We start from the raw sequence: 16,794 nt of genomic DNA, 5'->3' as shown, positions 1-16,794 counted from the left end.
CTTTCGTCTCAACCGAGGCGCGCATTCTACAGCGTCCTCTGTATCTGTCAAGCGATTATTTTCTGAAGTTTTTCGTTTTTCCCGATCAACTTCAACCACTTGCGCTTCGATCAACTCTGCGTTGCTCGTCAGCGGGAGGGGAATTCTACAGCGTTACAACCGCGTGTCAAACTCTTTTTTCTCACCGCTGTCGATTCAAACAAACTCGACCTGCTTCCTCGCTGACTTCATCCGATAAACCCTTTTAACTCATTGAATCTCAAGGCTTTTTCGTTTCCGTCTGCGCCGGAAGTGGGGCGAATTATAGACACATCACAGAGCGCGTCAACCGTTATTTCTGGAATGCACCAAAATAGTTCCAACACCTTCTTCTATATAGAAGAAGGCGCAAGAGATGAGCAATATATTGCTCATTTATCGATTATTCAGCATCATATCTGCGCTCCACACATTGACCTCTCAGGATGCTGCACCGAAATGTCTGATAAACCCCATAACATCGCAGCGCTTCTATTCCCGCTGGGTCTGCTGATCATTGCCATGATATCGATCCAGAGCGGCGCATCTCTGGCCAAAAGTCTTTTCCCTGCGGTAGGCGCACAAGGCACCACTGCGCTGCGCCTCATCTTCGCCAGTGTCATTCTTCTGCTGGTGCTGCGCCCATGGCGCGCACGGCTCACCGCCCGCTCACTGCGTACAGTTGTCATCTATGGCATCGCGCTGGGCGGTATGAACATGCTCTTCTATATGTCTTTGCAGACCGTTCCACTCGGCATTGCCGTAGCGCTTGAGTTCACAGGCCCTTTGGCAGTCGCGCTGTGGGCTTCGCGCAAACCCATTGATTTTCTCTGGGTGATACTGGCTGTCATTGGCCTGCTGCTGCTCATTCCATTGGGGCAGTCGAGCAAGAGTATCGACCTGGTCGGCGCTGCATATGCGCTGGGTGCGGGTGTGTGCTGGGCGGCCTATATTCTGTTCGGTCAGAAGGCCGGAGCGGACAACGGCATTCAGACGGCAGCGCTGGGCGTCACGATCGCTGCAATTTTCATCGCACCTATCGGCGTCGTGCATGCAGGCTCAGCCCTATTGGATATTTCGTTGATACCGGCAGCACTGGGCGTGGCGATACTGTCCACCGCACTCCCCTATAGCCTTGAGATGGTCGCCCTGACTCGAATGTCAGCAAAGACCTTCGGCACGCTGGCGAGCCTGGAGCCGGTGTTTGCTGCTTTGTCAGGACTTGTGTTTCTACATGAAACCCTGTCGCTGACCCAATGGCTGGCAATTGCCGCGATCATCTTCGCGTCCATCGGCGCAACGCTGGGCTCGGCACCCGCCAAAACGCAGCTCGTGCCTGCAGACTGAACGGACTCGACGACCAGGAATCAATAAGGCACTAGTATTTGTCACGCGCTTGAGCCATGTTTAGCCCTACGGCTGGTCCCGTTTTGCAGATTCGGGACGCGGCATTACACCTGCAATGTGGTGATGCCGACTCAAGCAGGTAGCGTTTACAGGTTATGGCTTGCTCAAGGAAAGGAATGAAATACATTTTTATCGTACTGGCCGTGCTGGCTATGGCAGGTTGTGCGGCGACGTCGAAACCGGTCAAGCAAGGCAAGCGCGGCATTCATATCAACTGTTCGGGCCTCTCTTCATCCTGGGCCAAATGTTATGAGCTTGCGACAAACGCCTGCACATCCAGAACATTCAAGATCATTGCCAAATCGGGAGACGCGGCAGAAGAGCCGGACGATTACCCATTCGGCCTAAATCCGGCGGGCTATACCAGCCGCAGCATGATTATCGTCTGCAAGAAGAGCACACCGCTCTCCGGCGAACTGCCGCAGTCGCAATGACGCGGCAACCCGACGGAGCGATTATCTAGATCGCAGCTGTTCTGGCATGCAACCACTGCAGCGCAGCGCCGTCCAGAAACGGACTCAAGCGTTCATTGACGCTCGCATGATAGTCGTTGAGCCAGTTGCGCTCTTCCTCATTGAGCATTGACAGGTCGATGCAGCGCGTATCGATCGGACACAAGGTCAGCGTCTCGAACTTGAGAAACTCCCCGAACTCGGTCTTGCCAGCCTCCTGATTGATCACCAGATTCTCGATACGCACCCCCCAACGCCCAGGCCTGTAAGTGCCAGGTTCAATGGAAGTGATCATCCCCGACACCATTGCAGTCTGCGGGGTGGCAGGCGCCTGATAGGCAATAACCTGAGGCCCTTCGTGCACATTAAGGAAGTACCCCACTCCGTGCCCGGTCCCATGGCCGTAGTTGACACCTTCTGTCCACAACGGCGCACGCGCAATGGCATCCAGCAACGGCGACAGGATGCCTTGCGGAAAATGGGTACGCGACAGTGCAATCACGCCCTTGAGCACTCGTGCGCAATCCTGCTTCTGCTCGATAGACGGGGTACCGATGGCAACCATCCGGGTAATGTCGGTGGTACCGCCCAGGTACTGCCCTCCTGAGTCGATCAGCAACAGGCCATCACCTTCAATCTGCGCATGTTCCGCCTCAGTGGCACGATAATGCGGCATCGCGCCGTTGGCATTGAACCCGGCAATGGTGGCAAAACTGGGCGAGATATAGCCCGGACGACGCTCGCGGGCCTGCGTCAGGTGCTCATCAATGGTCAGCTCACTGATGGGCTGCGTGCCCAGCGCACTGTCCAGCCAGGCAAAGAATTCGCATAGCGCCACGCCGTCCTGCTCCATTGCCTGACGGATATGCGCTGCATCGGCCTCGGTTTTCCGCGACTTCTGCAACGTGCTCGGGTTCAGGCCCTCGATCAGCGTCACTTCACTGTCCAGGTAGTCAAGCAGCCCACACGTGACGCGCGCAGGGTCGACCAGCAGGCGCGCGGTCTTTGGCAGCTCGCGCAACGCGGCGCCAATCTGCGTGTATTCCATCAGGTTGATGCCATCCTGCTCAAGGCTCTTGCGTACATCAGCAGGAATTTTCTTCGAATCGACAAACAGCGTCGTGCTTTGCGGCCCCAGCAGCGCGAACGAGATGAATACCGGGTTGTACGACACGTCGGAACCACGCAAATTGAACAGCCAGGCGATGTCGTCCAGTGTCGGCAGGAAATGCCAGTCCGCGCCCTTCTCGATCACAGCGTCACGCACAAGTTTCAACTTGGCGCCGCGAGAGACAGAGGCCTGCGGCGGCAAATGCTCGTAGACAGGATTGACTGGCAAGGCTGGGCGATCCGGCCACAGCTCAATGAGCAAGTCGATGTCGGTTCGCAACCGGGCGCCTCGTGCGTAAAGCTTGCTGGCCAGGGTTCGCGAGGAGGCGACGGCCAACACGGCACCATCGACCGCAACGACGCTTTCGGCCGAGGCCTGATCGGCAAGCCACTCCAGCGGCCCCTGCTGGCCAGGCACCAGCTTCACCAGTTCTATACCACTGCCGGCCAACTCCTTGGTGGCCTGTTCCCAATAACGACTGTCGGCCCAGACCCCTGCGAAATTCTGAGTGATGATCAGCGTGCCCACTGAGCCGTGGAAACCGGAAAGCCATTGGCGCCCTTGCCAATAGCCAGGGAGGTATTCGGAAAGATGAGGGTCCGCAGACGGCACCAGCCAGGCGTCGATTTGCTCCCTGCTCATCAAAGCGCGGGCACGCGCCAATCGTTCTGCCACGCCTGTACTGACCTTGTCTTGCGTACTCATCGACTCTCCTGCTGACCGGAAATGGGCTGCTGTCACCGGTCAGATAATGGAGCAGTCATCACGCCTGAGCAACCGCCCAGAACGCAGGTTGCAGCACACTGGCATGAATGGCATCGGTTGCGCGTCGCACATGCGACTCTCGGGTGAAGCGGCCCAGGCTGAGGCGGATTGTCTGACTGGCTGCCTGGGGCGTGTGCCCCAGCGCCAGCAGAACATGCGACGGGGCATTCTTCGCCGAATTGCAGGCCGAGGTCGATGAGAAGGCAAGATGCTGCGCAAGCGCGGCAATGTTCAGATCATTGCCGGTAAAGGTCAGGCTGAGCGTGTGAGGAATTCGTTGCACCGGACAACCGTTGAGATGCACGCCCGGGATGTCTTGCACAGATTCAAGAAGCAGACGGCTCAAGCGGCTGGATTCGATGATTTCCCTGTCAAACGCCTCTCCCGCCAATGCAAAGGCCGCGCCCATACCCGCGATCTGGTGCGTCGCCAGAGTACCGGAGCGTAATCCGCATTCGTGCCCGCCCCCATGGATCTGGGCGAGTACCCGCTGCTCGGCTCGTGGGCCGACATACAAGGCACCAATACCTTTGGGGCCATAGACCTTGTGCGCCGAGAACGACATCAGGTCCACGGCGAGCCGGCTCAGGTCAATCCTCACCTTGCCCGCTGCCTGCGCGGCATCAACGTGCAGCAACGCTCCATGCGCGCGCACCCGCCTGCCAATTTCGGCGATGTCGTTGACGGTACCCAGCTCATTGTTGACCAGCATCAGCGATACCAGAAAGGTGTCTTCGCGCAGTGCGGCGCTGACAGCGTCGGCGCTGATCAGGCCGTGCGCATCGGGCGGCAGGTAAGTGACTGTCACACCATTGGCCTGCAATTGCTGCGCCGTATCGAGCACCGCCTTGTGCTCCAACTGACTGGTGATGACATGACCACCTGTGCGTCCAGAACGCTGTTGCCACGCTTGAGCTACGCCTTTGATGGCAAGGTTGTTTGACTCGGTCGCCCCGGATGTCCAGATGATGTGGGCAGACTGCGCGCCAACCAGATCAGCAACCTGCTGACGAGCCGTCTCGACGGCCGAACGGGCGTTTTTACCAAAAGAATGAGAGCTGGAAGCGGGGTTGCCAAAATTGCCCGACGTTCCGAGGCACTCGACCATCACCTTGATGACGCGCTCGTCCACAGGCGTGGTGGCCGCATAATCGAAATAAAGCGCTGATTCTTTCATGGTCATTCCTCTGACTGGAGCTGCCCGCCTGGCTCGTACTCTTAATGGAGGAATTACAAGCCGCCAGCAGGAAGAAGCTGTTTGCGCTGAAGCTCTGAGCTTCAAACCTTTGCCAGATATAGTGCACTAACCCTGATAGAACCAAAAATTATCAATTTCTATTTAAATATTCGATTTGGAAATAAAAGCCTGACATCCAATCACACGCGCTCTTGCGATTCAGGGCACTTCGCGCGATATCACAGCCCACACACGTTGTTCAAAACGGCAGCAGCGTTTGCACCTTCCATCGCAAAGCGTCAACAGACTTTGCAAAATGCTCCACATCGACGGTGTCGTATGCCCGTAAACAGCGTCAGATAAACAGATCGGCCGGGGCACTGGCGTAATCCGGAATGTGAGGCAGGAAAACACACGCTGCACGGGTGATTGTTTTGTATCAGTGCCTGTTCAATTCGCTGACACATCACACATTCTGTAAAGACGTCTGAAAACCGCCATTTTTACCGAGCACACGAATGCTGCTTTTTTGACGGCCTTTTAAAACAATGACTTAAAAATTACATGAAACTATTTATCAGGATTTTTACAGAAAGCTGACGAAATAATTTGACAGAATCGCTGACACAACCAATATATAGGACTGTCAGACGCATCCTGGTTTATACGCCAACGCCGCAGTGCTTTACGCGGGATGTTGTCAAGCTGCAGTGATTTGTAGTGCTGCCCTCGAAGTTAGTTTTTTCCCGAACACCCTGTGGGTGTCGCGGAAGTCTGTTAGCTCACAAACCTTATGAATGTGCTGAACGTGTTCAGTGTGGCGGTAGCATTGCCTGAAGCAATCTGCCACTCCAGCCCGTTCCAACCGGTTTGCGTGGGCATCTTTCGGATAGATGTAGAGAGCATGGATCGCATGATTCGGGCGGTAGCGTGCCCGATAGACCGTTTTTCCACCTAGTCAGCCAGTCATTAGCTTTTGGTTGTTCGCCTCCTCTTGACCTGAGGTGTCACTGAATGCCCTGCCTACCCGATCTCGACGCGCAGCATATTCAACGCCTGGCAGAAGAAATGGATGCCACCGGCGTTGCCCGATTGAAGAACGTACTCAGCGAAACCGAGCTTGAGCAACTAAGAGCCTTTACTGACCGGCAGGCAAAAGCACATTCCGGCGAATACTTTGCCTTCCATGGCGAAGCCGCGCTGAAGGAAAGTCTACTGGCAAGCCTCTGGTCTGCGCCCGAATTCAAGCAATTGCTAGGCACGCTTTATCAGCACGGCGCGCACCAGCAAAGCATCAGTGATCAGATATTTCCGGTCCTGCGCTGTGTGCAAGGCGAGCAAGGTCTGCGTGAATCCAACTGCTTTCACTTCGATGCCAGCCTGGTCTCCGCGTTGATCCCCATCTACATCCCGACCGAGGGAGAAGAATGCGGTGATCTGATGCTGTTTCCCAATATTCGCAAGGTGCGCAGCCACGTCCTGCTCAACATGATCGATAAGTCGCTGTTGCAGAACCGCTTCAGCCGCTGGGTCATGCGTACCGCCATCAGACATCAATGGCTCGCGCCCAAAGTCCTCAAGCTACAACCCGGCGATATCTACCTGTTCTGGGGTTATCGCACCTTGCATGCCAATCAGGCCTGTAGCCCGGGCCTGAAACGCGCCACAGCGATCTTTCATTTCGGCGACCCACACAGTGGCGGCCGAGTCACTCGCCTGATTCTCGACAAGACCCAACGTCGTGCTGCACGGATCCGTGAGCAAACCCGTATTCCGCCTCCCCAGACAGACACGCCGCAGTCGTCGCCAACGTAATGAATAACGGCAGCACCTTGATACACAGAAACATGGAGGCTTCGATGATCAACGTAACCAAGACCTATCTGGGTGATATCGACAAGTTCAAGCGGTATGTCGAGGGCATCTATTCACGCGGCTGGCTGACCAACCACGGCCCGTTGGCCGGCGAACTCGAGAATCGGCTCAAAGAGTACCTGGGCGTCAAGCACATCATTCTGACCAATAACGGCACCCTCGCGCTGCAAGTGGCGTATCGCGCACTGGGCCTGAGTGGCAGTGCAGTCACGACCCCCTTCAGCTTCGTTGCCACCAGCAGTTCACTGCAGTGGGAAGGCATTCGGCCGATCTTTGCCGATATCGACCCCGGCACCTGGAACATCTCGCCGCAGCACATCGAACTGAATATCGCAGAAGACACCACGGCAATTGTGGGCACCCATGTGTTCGGCAACCCATGTGCCGTTGATGCTATCGACCAGATTGCGCGCAAACACAACCTCAAGGTGGTCTACGACGGCGCTCACGCTTTCGCTGTGCGGCATGCCGGGCAATCGGTCCTGAACCGCGGTGACATCAGCACGCTGAGTTTCCACGCCACCAAGCTGTTCCATACCATCGAAGGCGGCGCGATCATCACCAATGACGACGAGCTGGCAAGGCGTGCCTATCTGCTATGCAACTTCGGCATCGCCGATGTCGACAAGATCGATGGCATCGGCATCAACGCCAAGCTCAACGAGTTTTCGGCCGCGATGGGGCTGTGCATTCTGGATAACATCGAAAACATCCTCGAAGAACGCGCCGAAATTGCCCAACGCTACACCTCACGGCTCGAGAACTATCTGGATCTGCAAGAGCCTCAAGCCGACAGCGAGTTGAATCACAGCTATTACCCGATTGCCCTGAGTGACGAGCAGGCATTGCTGCAGGCTCGCGCCGCACTCAACCATCGCGGTATCAACCCGCGTCGCTATTTCTATCCCTCGCTCGACACACTTGAGTATCTGCAACCGCAGCCAGCACAGCCGGTTTCCCGGGCATTGAGCGGCCGCGTACTGTGCCTGCCGATCTACCCTGGCCTGCAAAAGACCGATCAGGATCGAATCATCGAGACGCTGATCGAATCCTGCAGTCTGGACAGGCCGGCTTATCAGAGCCCTGCCCTCGCTCAGGTCCTTTGATAGCCATGCCAAACAAACGGTCTGTCATTCGTAACACCGCGCTCAACTACATCGGCCAGGCGTACGTGCTGCTGATCGGAATTCTGATCCTGCCCTTCTACCTCGGCCATCTGGGTGCCGAGGTGTACGGGCTGATCGGCTTCTTCACGGTCCTGCAGGCGTGGCTGCAGCTACTCGATGCCGGGTTGTCGCCCAGCCTGGTGCGCGCGGTGGCGCATCAACAAGGCGCAGGCGATGGAGACAGCGCTGGCCGTTTGCTCCGTTCGTTCGAGCTGATGTTTTTGCCGATGGCGCTCACCAGTTGCACGCTGATCTACCTCCTCAGCCCCTGGATCGCCACACACTGGCTGAATGCCAGAACGCTGCAGCCTGAGGTGCTGATCAACTGTATTGCCCTGATGGGCGTGGTGATCGCCCTGCGTTTGTATTCGACCCTCTACAAGAGCGGCATTCAAGGCCTTGAGCAGCATGGCTGGCTGAACGCCGCCAATGTGCTGATCGCGACCCTGCGCTACTTCGGTGGCCTTGTACTGGTCAGCCAGTTCTCGCAGGACCCTGAGGATTTCTTCAAATTCCAGGTCGCCGTGGGGCTGATTGAAACGCTTGCTTTTGCCACACGTGCCTGGCAGCAGATGCCCGTTGCGCGCTGGTCGACCGGCCTCGACTGGCGTCTGGTCAGGCCTATCCTGCCGTTCGCCGCCAGCATGTCGTTCAGCGCTGTGCTGTGGATCGTGCTGACACAGATGGACAAGGCGTTGCTGTCGCGGCTGCTGCCACTGGATCAGTACGGCTATTTTTCGCTGATCGCACTGATCACCACCGGCATCCTGATGCTCACCAATCCACTGGTGCAGACCCTGTTGCCTCGCCTGACGGTACTGATGGCCGAGGGGCGGCGCGATGACATGCATGTGCTGTTTCTGGCCGCAAACCGATTTGTCTGCACCTTTCTGTTTCCATTGGCGGCCGTCATCGCGCTGCACGCCCAGCCATTGATTCTGGGCTGGACGGGCGACGCTGAAGCGGCGAACTGGAGCCGTTCGATCCTGAGCTGGTATGCGCTGGGCAGCGCCATCATGGCCGCCAGCGCTTTTCAGTTTTACTTGCAATACGCCTACGGCCAGATGCGCCTGCACCTGTGGTACAGCCTTGTGTCGGCAGTGATCACGGTGCCAACCCTGTTTCTGGCCATTCACTACCAGGGCGTGTACGGCGCTTCCCTCGCCTGGTTCTTTCTGCGGGCAGTGTCGTTCGCGATCTGGCCAATGATCGTTCACCAGCGCCTTGCACCTGGCATACATGGTCAGTGGTTGCGCGACATTCTGCGCATCAGCGCGGTGACTGCCGCCGGGCTGTTCATCAGTGAGCCAGTGTTCCGACTGATCGCCGATCAGAGTCGCACCAGCCTGTTTCTGGCGTTGGCCGCAAGCGGCTTCATCACCGTGACGCTGGTCGCCGCGAGCTACAAGCCACTGGCATTGAAAATCTACGTCTTGTTCAGCAAACCGAGTACATGAGCCATGGATGTCACTGCAAACACCACTGCCACGACACGTGCGCAGCCCCCACTGCTGAGCATTGTCTGTCCGGCCTACAACCAGGAAGCCTTCATCGCTCAGGCGCTGGATGGCTTCCTGTCGCAGCAAACCACATTCGACTTCGAAATTCTGGTGCACGACGACGCGTCTACTGACAGCACGGCGAGCATCATCGCGCAGTACACCGAACGGCACCCGACGATCATTCGGCCCTTTTATCAGCAGATCAACCAGTACAGCCAGGGCATACCTTGTGTGCCGGACCTGTTCGCCAAGGCACGCGGACGCTACATCGCCTATTGCGAGGCCGACGATTACTGGACCGACCCGCGCAAACTGCAACTGCAGGTGGACTTCCTCGAAAGCAACCCCGACTACGTCATCACGTATCACGACGCCATCGTGTTCGATGAAAACGGTCAGTACGGCATTCAACTGCAAGGCGATCTGCGTGCCGACGCCACGCACCTGGAGCTGCAAAAGGCCCGCCGCCTTTCGACCCTGACCACCTGCTTTCGCAACGTGTTCTGCGCCATGCCACCCGAACTGCATATCCGCATCGCGCCGCTGAACGACCTGTGCTGGTGGTCACTGCTGGGTGCTCATGGCAAAGGCAAGTTCATCGCCCAGATCAAGCCTGCCGCCTATCGACTGCATCCGGGTGGCGTGTTCTCGATGCGCAGCGACAAGCGCAAGTTGCACATGAGCCTGCAAACCTGCGCAAGCCTGGCCAATTACTACAACCGCCTGAACAACCAGCCGCTGTATGAACACTTTCTGATGCAGACCGTCTGCCTGTCACTGTCGGCGCTCGAACCGCGCCACAAGCTGCAGGCCCTGTTGATGGTGGCGCGCAATTTCATCGTCAACCTGAGCAAACGCCTCTTGCCCGCAACCGGTAAAGCACATGTTCAGTAACGTACTGGTGGTGTGCGTCGGCAACATCTGTCGAAGCCCCATGGCGGTGGCCATGCTGCGCGAGCGGGTGGCTGCGGCAGGGCTGCGCATTCAGTCGGCAGGCATTGCCGCGTTGTCGGGTTCGCCCATGGACACGCTGGCCAAGGCGGTCCTGCAGTCGCACCACGTCCCGACGTCCCGCCACGAGGCCCGCCAGGTGAACCGGCATTTGCTGCGTCAGGCGGACCTGATCCTGCTGATGGAGCAGGCCCACATTCCCAGGATCCTCAAACTGGCGCCGGAAGTGCGCGGCAGGACGTTCCTGATCGGCAAGTGGCAGCAAACGCTCGACATAGCAGACCCCTATCAGCGCCCCAAGTCAGCCTTTGAGCAGACGTACCAGCATCTCTCGCGATGCATCGACGACTGGCTTCCCCATCTTCAGTCAGGAGAAACAAGATAAATGACCGTCATGAACCGTCCTTCCCTGGACTACTACCAGGACCCCCGGATCGATTTGGCAACTATCTTGCGCATGTTGTTCGATCACAAAGCGCTGATCATCTGGACCGTCAGCCTGTTCTTTCTCGCAGGGCTGGCCTACGCCATTCTGGCCACGCCTGTGTATCAGGCAAGCGCCATGATTCAGATCGAACCCAAGAAGGTCGGCATTGAGGGCACACCCGAGGTTAACAACAAGCCGTCTTCGGTCTCTCAAGCCACGACTGAAATCGAGCTGATCAAGTCGCGTGCGCTACTGGGCAAGGTGGTCGATGACCTGAAACTGAATCTGGGGCAGACACCCGACTTTTTCCCGGTGATTGGCCCCTATCTGCACCGTACCTTCCAACCCGAGTACGAAGGACAACTGGCCGAGCCGCTGTTCGGTCTGACGCAATATGCCTGGGGTGGCGAGAAAGTCGATGTCTTCCAGCTGGACGTTCCGGAAACACTCCTGGGCGAAAAGCTGACGCTGGTGGCAGGCAAGCCCGGTCAGTTCTCGCTGTATGACAGCGACCACAATCTGCTGCTCAGCGGTGCCATCAACCGGATCGTCGAAGGCAACGGCGTGAAGATTCAGGTCGCTGCGCTGCATGCCCATCCGGGCACCGAGTTCACCGTTTCCCGGCAGCGCACGCTGAACTCGGCGTTGATCTATCAGAATCGTCTGAAGATCACCGAGGCGGGCAGAGACTCGGGGATCATTTACCTGTCCATCGAGGACCAGGACGCCGACAAGGCCAACAAGATTCTGGACGAGGTCAGCCACCTGTATGTGCGCCAGAACGTGGAGCGCAGCTCGGCCGAAGCCGCCCAGCGCCTGCAGTTCCTGCGTTCGCAACTGCCGATGGTGCGCAAACAGCTGGAAGCGTCCGAAGTCGCCCTGAACAACTTCCAGACCAGCGCCAAGTCGGTGGACCTGAGCATTGAAACCAAGGGTGTGCTCGATCAGGTCGTCAAGCTGGATTCGATGCTGTCGGAGCTCAAGCTCAAGCGCGTCGAAATCGAACGGCTGTACACCCAGGAGCACCCGACCTATCGCAGCCTGATGAGCCAGATGGGTCAGCTGGAACAACAGAAACAAGGCCTGCTGAAAAAAATCGAAGCGCTGCCGATGACGCAACAGGAACTCCTGCGCCTGACTCGCGACATGCAGGTCACCAGCCAGACCTACACCCTGATGCTCAACAAAAGCCAGGAGCAGGACATTCTGCGTGCGGGCAGCATCGGTAATGTGCGGGTCATCGACAACGCCGACACCAACGTTGAAAGACCGGTCAAGCCGATGAAGACGCTGGTGGTGCTGCTTGCCACGCTGGTCGGCGCACTGGTGGCCGTGAGCATCATCTTCGTGCGTCAGGCGTTCTACCGCGGCGTGGAAAGCGCAGAAGCCATCGAAAACAGCGGCATGCCGGTTTACGCATCGCTGCCCTACTCCCGCCAGCAGGACCGTCTGGAGAAAAGCACCAGGACCGGTGCCGATCCCAAGGAATCGAAACTGCTGAGCATCGCCGCGCCCAACGAACTGGCCATCGAGTCGCTGCGCAGCCTGCGCACCAGCCTGCACTTCGCCATGCTCGAAGCCCGCAACAATGTGCTGATGATCTCCAGCCCCTCACCGGGCGTGGGCAAGTCGTTCGTGTCCAGCAACCTGGCGACGATCATTGCCCAGACCGGCAAACGCGTGCTGTTGATCGACGCCGATATGCGCAAGGGTTATCTGCACCGGATCTTCGGCCTGCAACCCAAGCACGGCCTGTCCGACACCCTGGCCGCGCGCCTGAAATGCACCGAAGTCATCAACCACACCCGCATCCGCCATCTGGATTTCATTTCCTGCGGCTTTGCAGCACCCAATCCTTCGGAGCTGCTGATGCACGACAACTTCAACAGAATGCTCACCGAATTATCGCCGCTCTACGACCTGATTCTGGTGGACACCCCGCCCATTCTTGCCGTGACCGACGCCACGCTGGTCGGGCGTCAGGCAGGCACCTGTCTGCTGGTTGCGCGTTTCGGTATCACCACGCTCAAGGAGATCGAAGCCTGCAAGCGTCGGCTCGGCCAGAACGGAATCCTTATAAAAGGCGCCATTTTCAACGCTGTTGTGCGCAAGGCGACCACGTCCGAATACGACTGCGCGACCTACGGCTACAACTACCACCCCGTCAACAAGTAACTCAAACCGACACCGCTCACCTTCACGCCCTAAAAGGAATTAATCATGGCCAGAACCGTAGCAATGATGCAGCCCTACCTGTTTCCCTATCTGGGCTACTTCCAGCTCATCGCAGCCGCTGATGTCTTCGTCCTGGGCGACGATCTGCAGTACATCCGGGCGGGCTGGGTGAACCGGAACAGGATTCTGAGCAACGGCCAGGCCAGACTGATCACTTTCGCGCTTAAAAAAGACCACTTCGAGCTGCCGATCATGCAGCGCAACCTGATCGACGGGTTTTGCGAAGAAGCCAATCGCCTGATCAATATCATCGCCCAGAGCTACCGCAAGGCGCCGTACTTTGCGCAGGTGATGCCAATGCTGGAACAACTGATCCGCTACCCGCAGCACAACCTGGCACTGTATGCCGAAAACACCTTGCGCCAACTGTGTGCTTATCTGCAGATCGATACCCCGATCCTGCGCGGCTCGGACCTTGCCATTACCGACTGCACCGACAAACAGGATCGCGTCATCCAGATTGCTCACGCGGTGTCCGCGACCTCGGTGCTCAATCCGCTGGGGGGCATGCATCTGTATGACCGGGATCACTTCGCCCGCAACGGCCTGCTGCTGCGCTTTTTCACTATGCACCCGCTGGTTTACCCGCAATTGGACCAGCCCTTCGTGAGCGACCTGTCGATCATCGATGTCCTGATGTTCAACAGCGTGGAGCGTGTGCAGGCGCTATTGAGTCATTGCACCACCCATGACCTGCCAGCGGCCAACGATGCCTTCATGCGAATCGGTACCGACATCGCGCAGTGCCACTCTTCACATCTGACCGCGGAGTGATCCCATGCTGCTGCCCGATCATCCCGCCCGTTGGTACCTGATCCAGACCAAACCCCGCCAGGAAGCACGCGCAGAGGAACACTTGCTGCGTCAGCAGTTCGAGTGCTACCGACCGCTCAACTCAGGTGAAAAAAGACGCAACACAAAGACCCAGGCCGACGAAGAGCTGTTTCCCGGCTACCTGTTTATCCGAATGGACCAGGTGCACGACAACTGGTATCCGATCCGCTCGACACGTGGTGTGGCACGCATCGTCACCTTCGGCGGGCACCCGATTCCGGTGCAGGACGAACTGATCGAGCAGATTCGCCACCGCCTCTCAGTGCCTGCGCCCAGACTCGTGTTCACCCAAGGCGAGCAGGTGCGAATCAAGGCGGGTGGCTTCTGCGATGTCGAGGCCATTTTTCTGACTGCCGATGGCACCGAACGCGCCGTGATCCTGCTCAACATGCTGCAGCGCCAGCAGAAAGTCGTGCTGCCGATCAGCAGCCTGGCGCGCATGGAGGCGCGGGCTTAGTACAACGTGCAGGCCGGGCCTTCCACAGACCCGGACGGGGGACTGGTTCGCCAGGCCTGATCACCTGCTGACCGTGCATAACATGACCACCGGCAGTCTCACTCACGCCAACAGCGGACCTTGATCATGACCCATCGGACCACCCTGGTGACGCTCACCTATGGGGATCGTTTCAACTATCTGCATACACTGGTCAGCCGTTCGCTGGAAAACCCGCTGATCGAGCGGGTGATTATCGTCAGCAATGCATCGGTCGCGCCCCTGCAAGCGCTGAGCGACAAGTGGCCGGGTCAGGTCGAGGTGATCTGGCTTGAGCACAACACGGGTTCGGCACACGGCTATTCAGTCGGTATCAAGGCCGCGCTCGACGCAGGCGCCGAGTACCTCTGGCTGATGGATGACGACAATGCACCGACCATCAACGCCATCGAGGTGCTGCATCGACATCTTCACGAGCGCGAGCGAATCGACGGCAAGGACAAGGCCGCCGTGCTTGGCTTCAGGCCCACCCACCAGGCTGATATCGCATCAGGCGTGCCCCGACGGTTCTCGGTACAACTGAGGTCGAGCTTTTTCGGGTTTCACATTGCGCAGTTGCCTTACAAGCTTTGGCGACGTCTGCCCTGGGGCAAGCCTGAGGCGACTCGCGGGTTGCCGCAGTTGGTTCAGCTCCCATTCGCCACCTACGGTGGTCTGTTGGCTCATCGCAGCCTTTTCATGAAGATCGGGCTGCCGCTGGAAGCCCTGAAGCTGTATGCCGACGACAGCGAGTACACCTGGCGAATCACGGCAGGCGGAGGGCGTATCTTCCTGGTGCCCGAAGCGCTGCTCGATGACCTGGAAGACTCCTGGAACATCAAGGCACGTACCAGCAACGTCTATGAAAACTACCTGCTGGCAGGCTCGGACCTGCGCGCTTACTACGGCGCGCGCAACCAGGCCTGGTTCGATAAAAATATCTGGGCGTCGTCCCCCCTGCTCTACCGACTCAACCGCTGGGTATTCTTCTGCCTGCTGCGCGTAATCGCCAGGCGTTGTGATGCCCGGCAGCGTTTGAGCCTGATCGAGCAGGCCATCAGCGATGGCGAGGCTGGCGTACTGGGCCTGAACAGGTCATACCCACTATGAAAATCCTCTTTATCAGCAGCCTTTATGCACCCGACGTCGGCGGTGGGGCGGAAATCATCCTGCAGCGTACCGTCGAGGGACTGCAGCGGCGTGGCTATAAAGTTGCCGTACTAGCCACCACCGACCAGCAAGGCCTGCACGTGACCGAGGTCAATCAGATCAAGGTCTACCGGGCAGGACTGCACAACCTCTACTGGCATTTTACGGCCCAGCGGCCGGGTCGCCTGGCCCGATTGGGCTGGCATCTGCGCGACCGCTATAACGTCAGCATGCGCGAGTACGTCAGTCGGGCAATGGAGCTGGAACAGCCGGATCTGGTGGTCTGCCACAACCTGACCGGCTGGTCGGTCTCGGCATGGGACGAAATTACCGCCTCGGGCCGACCGGTCGTGCAGGTACTTCACGACCTTTACCTGCTCTGCCCGAGCAGCACCATGTTCAAGAAAGGTCACAGTTGCCAGCGGCAGTGCGTGATGTGCAAGCAGTTCCGCAAGGGCCATGACGAGCGCTCGGCGCAGGTCAACGCCGTCGTGGGCGTCAGCCACTTCATGCTCGATACCCTTCAGGCGCAGGGCTATTTCAAAGATGCCAAACGTTACGTGGTGCATAACGCAAGCCCCATCACGATTGCCTTGCCGCAACAACGCAACGTCAGCCCGATGCCTGGCGAACCCGACAATGCGCCCCTGCGCTTCGGTTATCTGGGCACCCTGTCAGACCCTAAAGGGGTGGGCTGGCTGATTGATCAGTTCCAGCATTTGCCGTTCAACGCCACGCTGCAAATTGCCGGGCGCGGTCAGTTGAACGACGAGAAACGTTTCAAGGCGATGGTGACCTCACCCAACATCAGTTTTGTCGGTTATCAGAAGCCCGAAGACTTCTACAGCCAGATCGACGTCGCCGTTGTGCCATCGATCTGGAGCGAGCCTTTCGGCATGGTGGCCGTCGAGGCCTGCGCCTATTCGCGCCCGGTCATCGCCAGCCGCATGGGCGGGTTGACCGAGATCATTCAGGATCAACTCAACGGGTTGCTCTGCAGCCCGGATGACCCGGACTCGCTGGGGTTAGCCATGCTCAAGCTGCATCAGCAGCCTCGCCTGCTCGCCCGGCTGAGCGCCGAGGCGCGTAACAGCGTGGCCTCACTGCTGAACCTGGATCTGATGCTGGACCACTACGAAAGCATCTTTTCCCAGACGCTGCTGGACAGCATCACCTCACCCGACCAGCCATTGCGTCATCCGGTCTGACGAGATCATGCCGCAGCAGTGATACCCATCGGATTGCACCTG

The 16,794-nt window shown here is 58.1% G+C and carries 14 protein-coding genes; 12 read left to right on the top strand and 2 right to left on the bottom strand.

Annotation, left to right across the window (positions count from 1 at the left end; translation table 11 throughout):
• Positions 1 to 477: 477 nt before the first annotated feature.
• The gene (gene rhtA / locus BUB69_RS10315) at positions 478 to 1,365 is read left to right on the top strand and encodes a threonine/homoserine exporter RhtA (protein ID WP_024688841.1); all 888 of its coding nucleotides are present in this window, start codon (positions 478 to 480) and stop codon (positions 1,363 to 1,365) included.
• A gap of 176 nt (positions 1,366 to 1,541) precedes the next feature.
• Positions 1,542 to 1,859, top strand: a complete 318-nt coding sequence (locus BUB69_RS10310) for a hypothetical protein (protein WP_073165622.1) — start codon at positions 1,542 to 1,544, stop codon at positions 1,857 to 1,859.
• Positions 1,860 to 1,884: 25 nt separating this feature from the next.
• Here the strand turns inward: BUB69_RS10310 and BUB69_RS10305 are convergent, their stop codons facing one another.
• Both BUB69_RS10305 and BUB69_RS10300 read right to left on the bottom strand, forming a co-directional pair.
• Positions 1,885 to 3,693, bottom strand: coding sequence for an aminopeptidase P family protein (locus BUB69_RS10305; protein WP_073165619.1), 1,809 nt, complete (start codon positions 3,691 to 3,693; stop codon positions 1,885 to 1,887).
• A 58-nt stretch (positions 3,694 to 3,751) separates the two neighbouring features.
• A complete protein-coding gene (locus BUB69_RS10300; protein WP_073165616.1) occupies positions 3,752 to 4,930 on the bottom strand; it encodes a cysteine desulfurase family protein in 1,179 nt (392 codons plus the stop codon).
• Between the two features lie 1,014 nt (positions 4,931 to 5,944).
• Between BUB69_RS10300 and BUB69_RS10295 the strand changes: the two genes are divergently transcribed.
• The 10 genes from BUB69_RS10295 (at position 5,945) to BUB69_RS10250 (ending at position 16,752) form a co-directional block, all read left to right on the top strand.
• On the top strand, positions 5,945 to 6,745 hold the full coding sequence (locus tag BUB69_RS10295; RefSeq protein ID WP_073165613.1) for a hypothetical protein: 801 nt from the start codon (positions 5,945 to 5,947) through the stop codon (positions 6,743 to 6,745).
• Positions 6,746 to 6,789: 44 nt separating this feature from the next.
• On the top strand, positions 6,790 to 7,911 hold the full coding sequence (locus tag BUB69_RS10290; RefSeq protein WP_073165610.1) for a DegT/DnrJ/EryC1/StrS family aminotransferase: 1,122 nt from the start codon (positions 6,790 to 6,792) through the stop codon (positions 7,909 to 7,911).
• 5 nt (positions 7,912 to 7,916) lie between these two features.
• Positions 7,917 to 9,428, top strand: a complete 1,512-nt coding sequence (locus BUB69_RS10285; protein ID WP_073165607.1) for a lipopolysaccharide biosynthesis protein — start codon at positions 7,917 to 7,919, stop codon at positions 9,426 to 9,428.
• Positions 9,429 to 9,431: 3 nt separating this feature from the next.
• Positions 9,432 to 10,367: a glycosyltransferase family 2 protein gene (locus BUB69_RS10280; RefSeq protein WP_073165603.1), complete on the top strand. Its 936-nt coding sequence runs from the start codon at positions 9,432 to 9,434 to the stop codon at positions 10,365 to 10,367.
• A complete protein-coding gene (locus tag BUB69_RS10275) occupies positions 10,357 to 10,809 on the top strand; it encodes a low molecular weight protein-tyrosine-phosphatase (RefSeq protein WP_073165600.1) in 453 nt (150 codons plus the stop codon). The genes BUB69_RS10280 and BUB69_RS10275 overlap by 11 nt, the downstream gene beginning before the upstream one ends.
• A complete protein-coding gene (locus tag BUB69_RS10270; protein ID WP_073165595.1) occupies positions 10,810 to 13,026 on the top strand; it encodes a polysaccharide biosynthesis tyrosine autokinase in 2,217 nt (738 codons plus the stop codon).
• 45 nt (positions 13,027 to 13,071) lie between these two features.
• Entirely contained in the window at positions 13,072 to 13,860 is a 789-nt protein-coding gene (locus BUB69_RS10265) for a WbqC family protein (RefSeq protein WP_073165592.1), read from the top strand.
• 4 nt (positions 13,861 to 13,864) lie between these two features.
• A complete protein-coding gene (gene rfaH / locus BUB69_RS10260) occupies positions 13,865 to 14,377 on the top strand; it encodes a transcription/translation regulatory transformer protein RfaH (RefSeq protein WP_073165589.1) in 513 nt (170 codons plus the stop codon).
• A 126-nt stretch (positions 14,378 to 14,503) separates the two neighbouring features.
• Positions 14,504 to 15,505, top strand: a complete 1,002-nt coding sequence (locus tag BUB69_RS10255; protein ID WP_073165586.1) for a glycosyltransferase — start codon at positions 14,504 to 14,506, stop codon at positions 15,503 to 15,505.
• On the top strand, positions 15,502 to 16,752 hold the full coding sequence (locus tag BUB69_RS10250) for a glycosyltransferase family 4 protein (RefSeq protein ID WP_073165583.1): 1,251 nt from the start codon (positions 15,502 to 15,504) through the stop codon (positions 16,750 to 16,752). The genes BUB69_RS10255 and BUB69_RS10250 overlap by 4 nt, the downstream gene beginning before the upstream one ends.
• Positions 16,753 to 16,794: the final 42 nt, after the last annotated feature.

This window comes from Pseudomonas asturiensis (assembly GCF_900143095.1).
GTDB lineage: Bacteria > Pseudomonadota > Gammaproteobacteria > Pseudomonadales > Pseudomonadaceae > Aquipseudomonas > Aquipseudomonas asturiensis.
The sequence above is the reverse complement of the archived record's forward strand: the minus strand, read 5'-3'. Positions and strand labels throughout refer to the sequence as shown.

Bases quoted from the DNA above. Each gene is read 5' to 3' on its own strand.
- BUB69_RS10275 (WP_073165600.1), top strand. From the start codon at position 10,357: ATGTTCAGTAACGTACTGGTGGTGTGCGTCGGCAACATCTGTCGAAGC.
- BUB69_RS10305 (WP_073165619.1), bottom strand. From the start codon at position 3,693: ATGAGTACGCAAGACAAGGTCAGTACAGGCGTGGCAGAACGATTGGCG.
- BUB69_RS10280 (WP_073165603.1), top strand. From the start codon at position 9,432: ATGGATGTCACTGCAAACACCACTGCCACGACACGTGCGCAGCCCCCA.
- BUB69_RS10290 (WP_073165610.1), top strand. From the start codon at position 6,790: ATGATCAACGTAACCAAGACCTATCTGGGTGATATCGACAAGTTCAAG.
- rhtA (WP_024688841.1), top strand. From the start codon at position 478: ATGTCTGATAAACCCCATAACATCGCAGCGCTTCTATTCCCGCTGGGT.
- BUB69_RS10295 (WP_073165613.1), top strand. From the start codon at position 5,945: ATGCCCTGCCTACCCGATCTCGACGCGCAGCATATTCAACGCCTGGCA.
- BUB69_RS10255 (WP_073165586.1), top strand. From the start codon at position 14,504: ATGACCCATCGGACCACCCTGGTGACGCTCACCTATGGGGATCGTTTC.
- BUB69_RS10285 (WP_073165607.1), top strand. From the start codon at position 7,917: ATGCCAAACAAACGGTCTGTCATTCGTAACACCGCGCTCAACTACATC.
- BUB69_RS10310 (WP_073165622.1), top strand. From the start codon at position 1,542: ATGAAATACATTTTTATCGTACTGGCCGTGCTGGCTATGGCAGGTTGT.
- BUB69_RS10265 (WP_073165592.1), top strand. From the start codon at position 13,072: ATGGCCAGAACCGTAGCAATGATGCAGCCCTACCTGTTTCCCTATCTG.
- BUB69_RS10270 (WP_073165595.1), top strand. From the start codon at position 10,810: ATGACCGTCATGAACCGTCCTTCCCTGGACTACTACCAGGACCCCCGG.
- BUB69_RS10300 (WP_073165616.1), bottom strand. From the start codon at position 4,930: ATGAAAGAATCAGCGCTTTATTTCGATTATGCGGCCACCACGCCTGTG.
- rfaH (WP_073165589.1), top strand. From the start codon at position 13,865: ATGCTGCTGCCCGATCATCCCGCCCGTTGGTACCTGATCCAGACCAAA.
- BUB69_RS10250 (WP_073165583.1), top strand. From the start codon at position 15,502: ATGAAAATCCTCTTTATCAGCAGCCTTTATGCACCCGACGTCGGCGGT.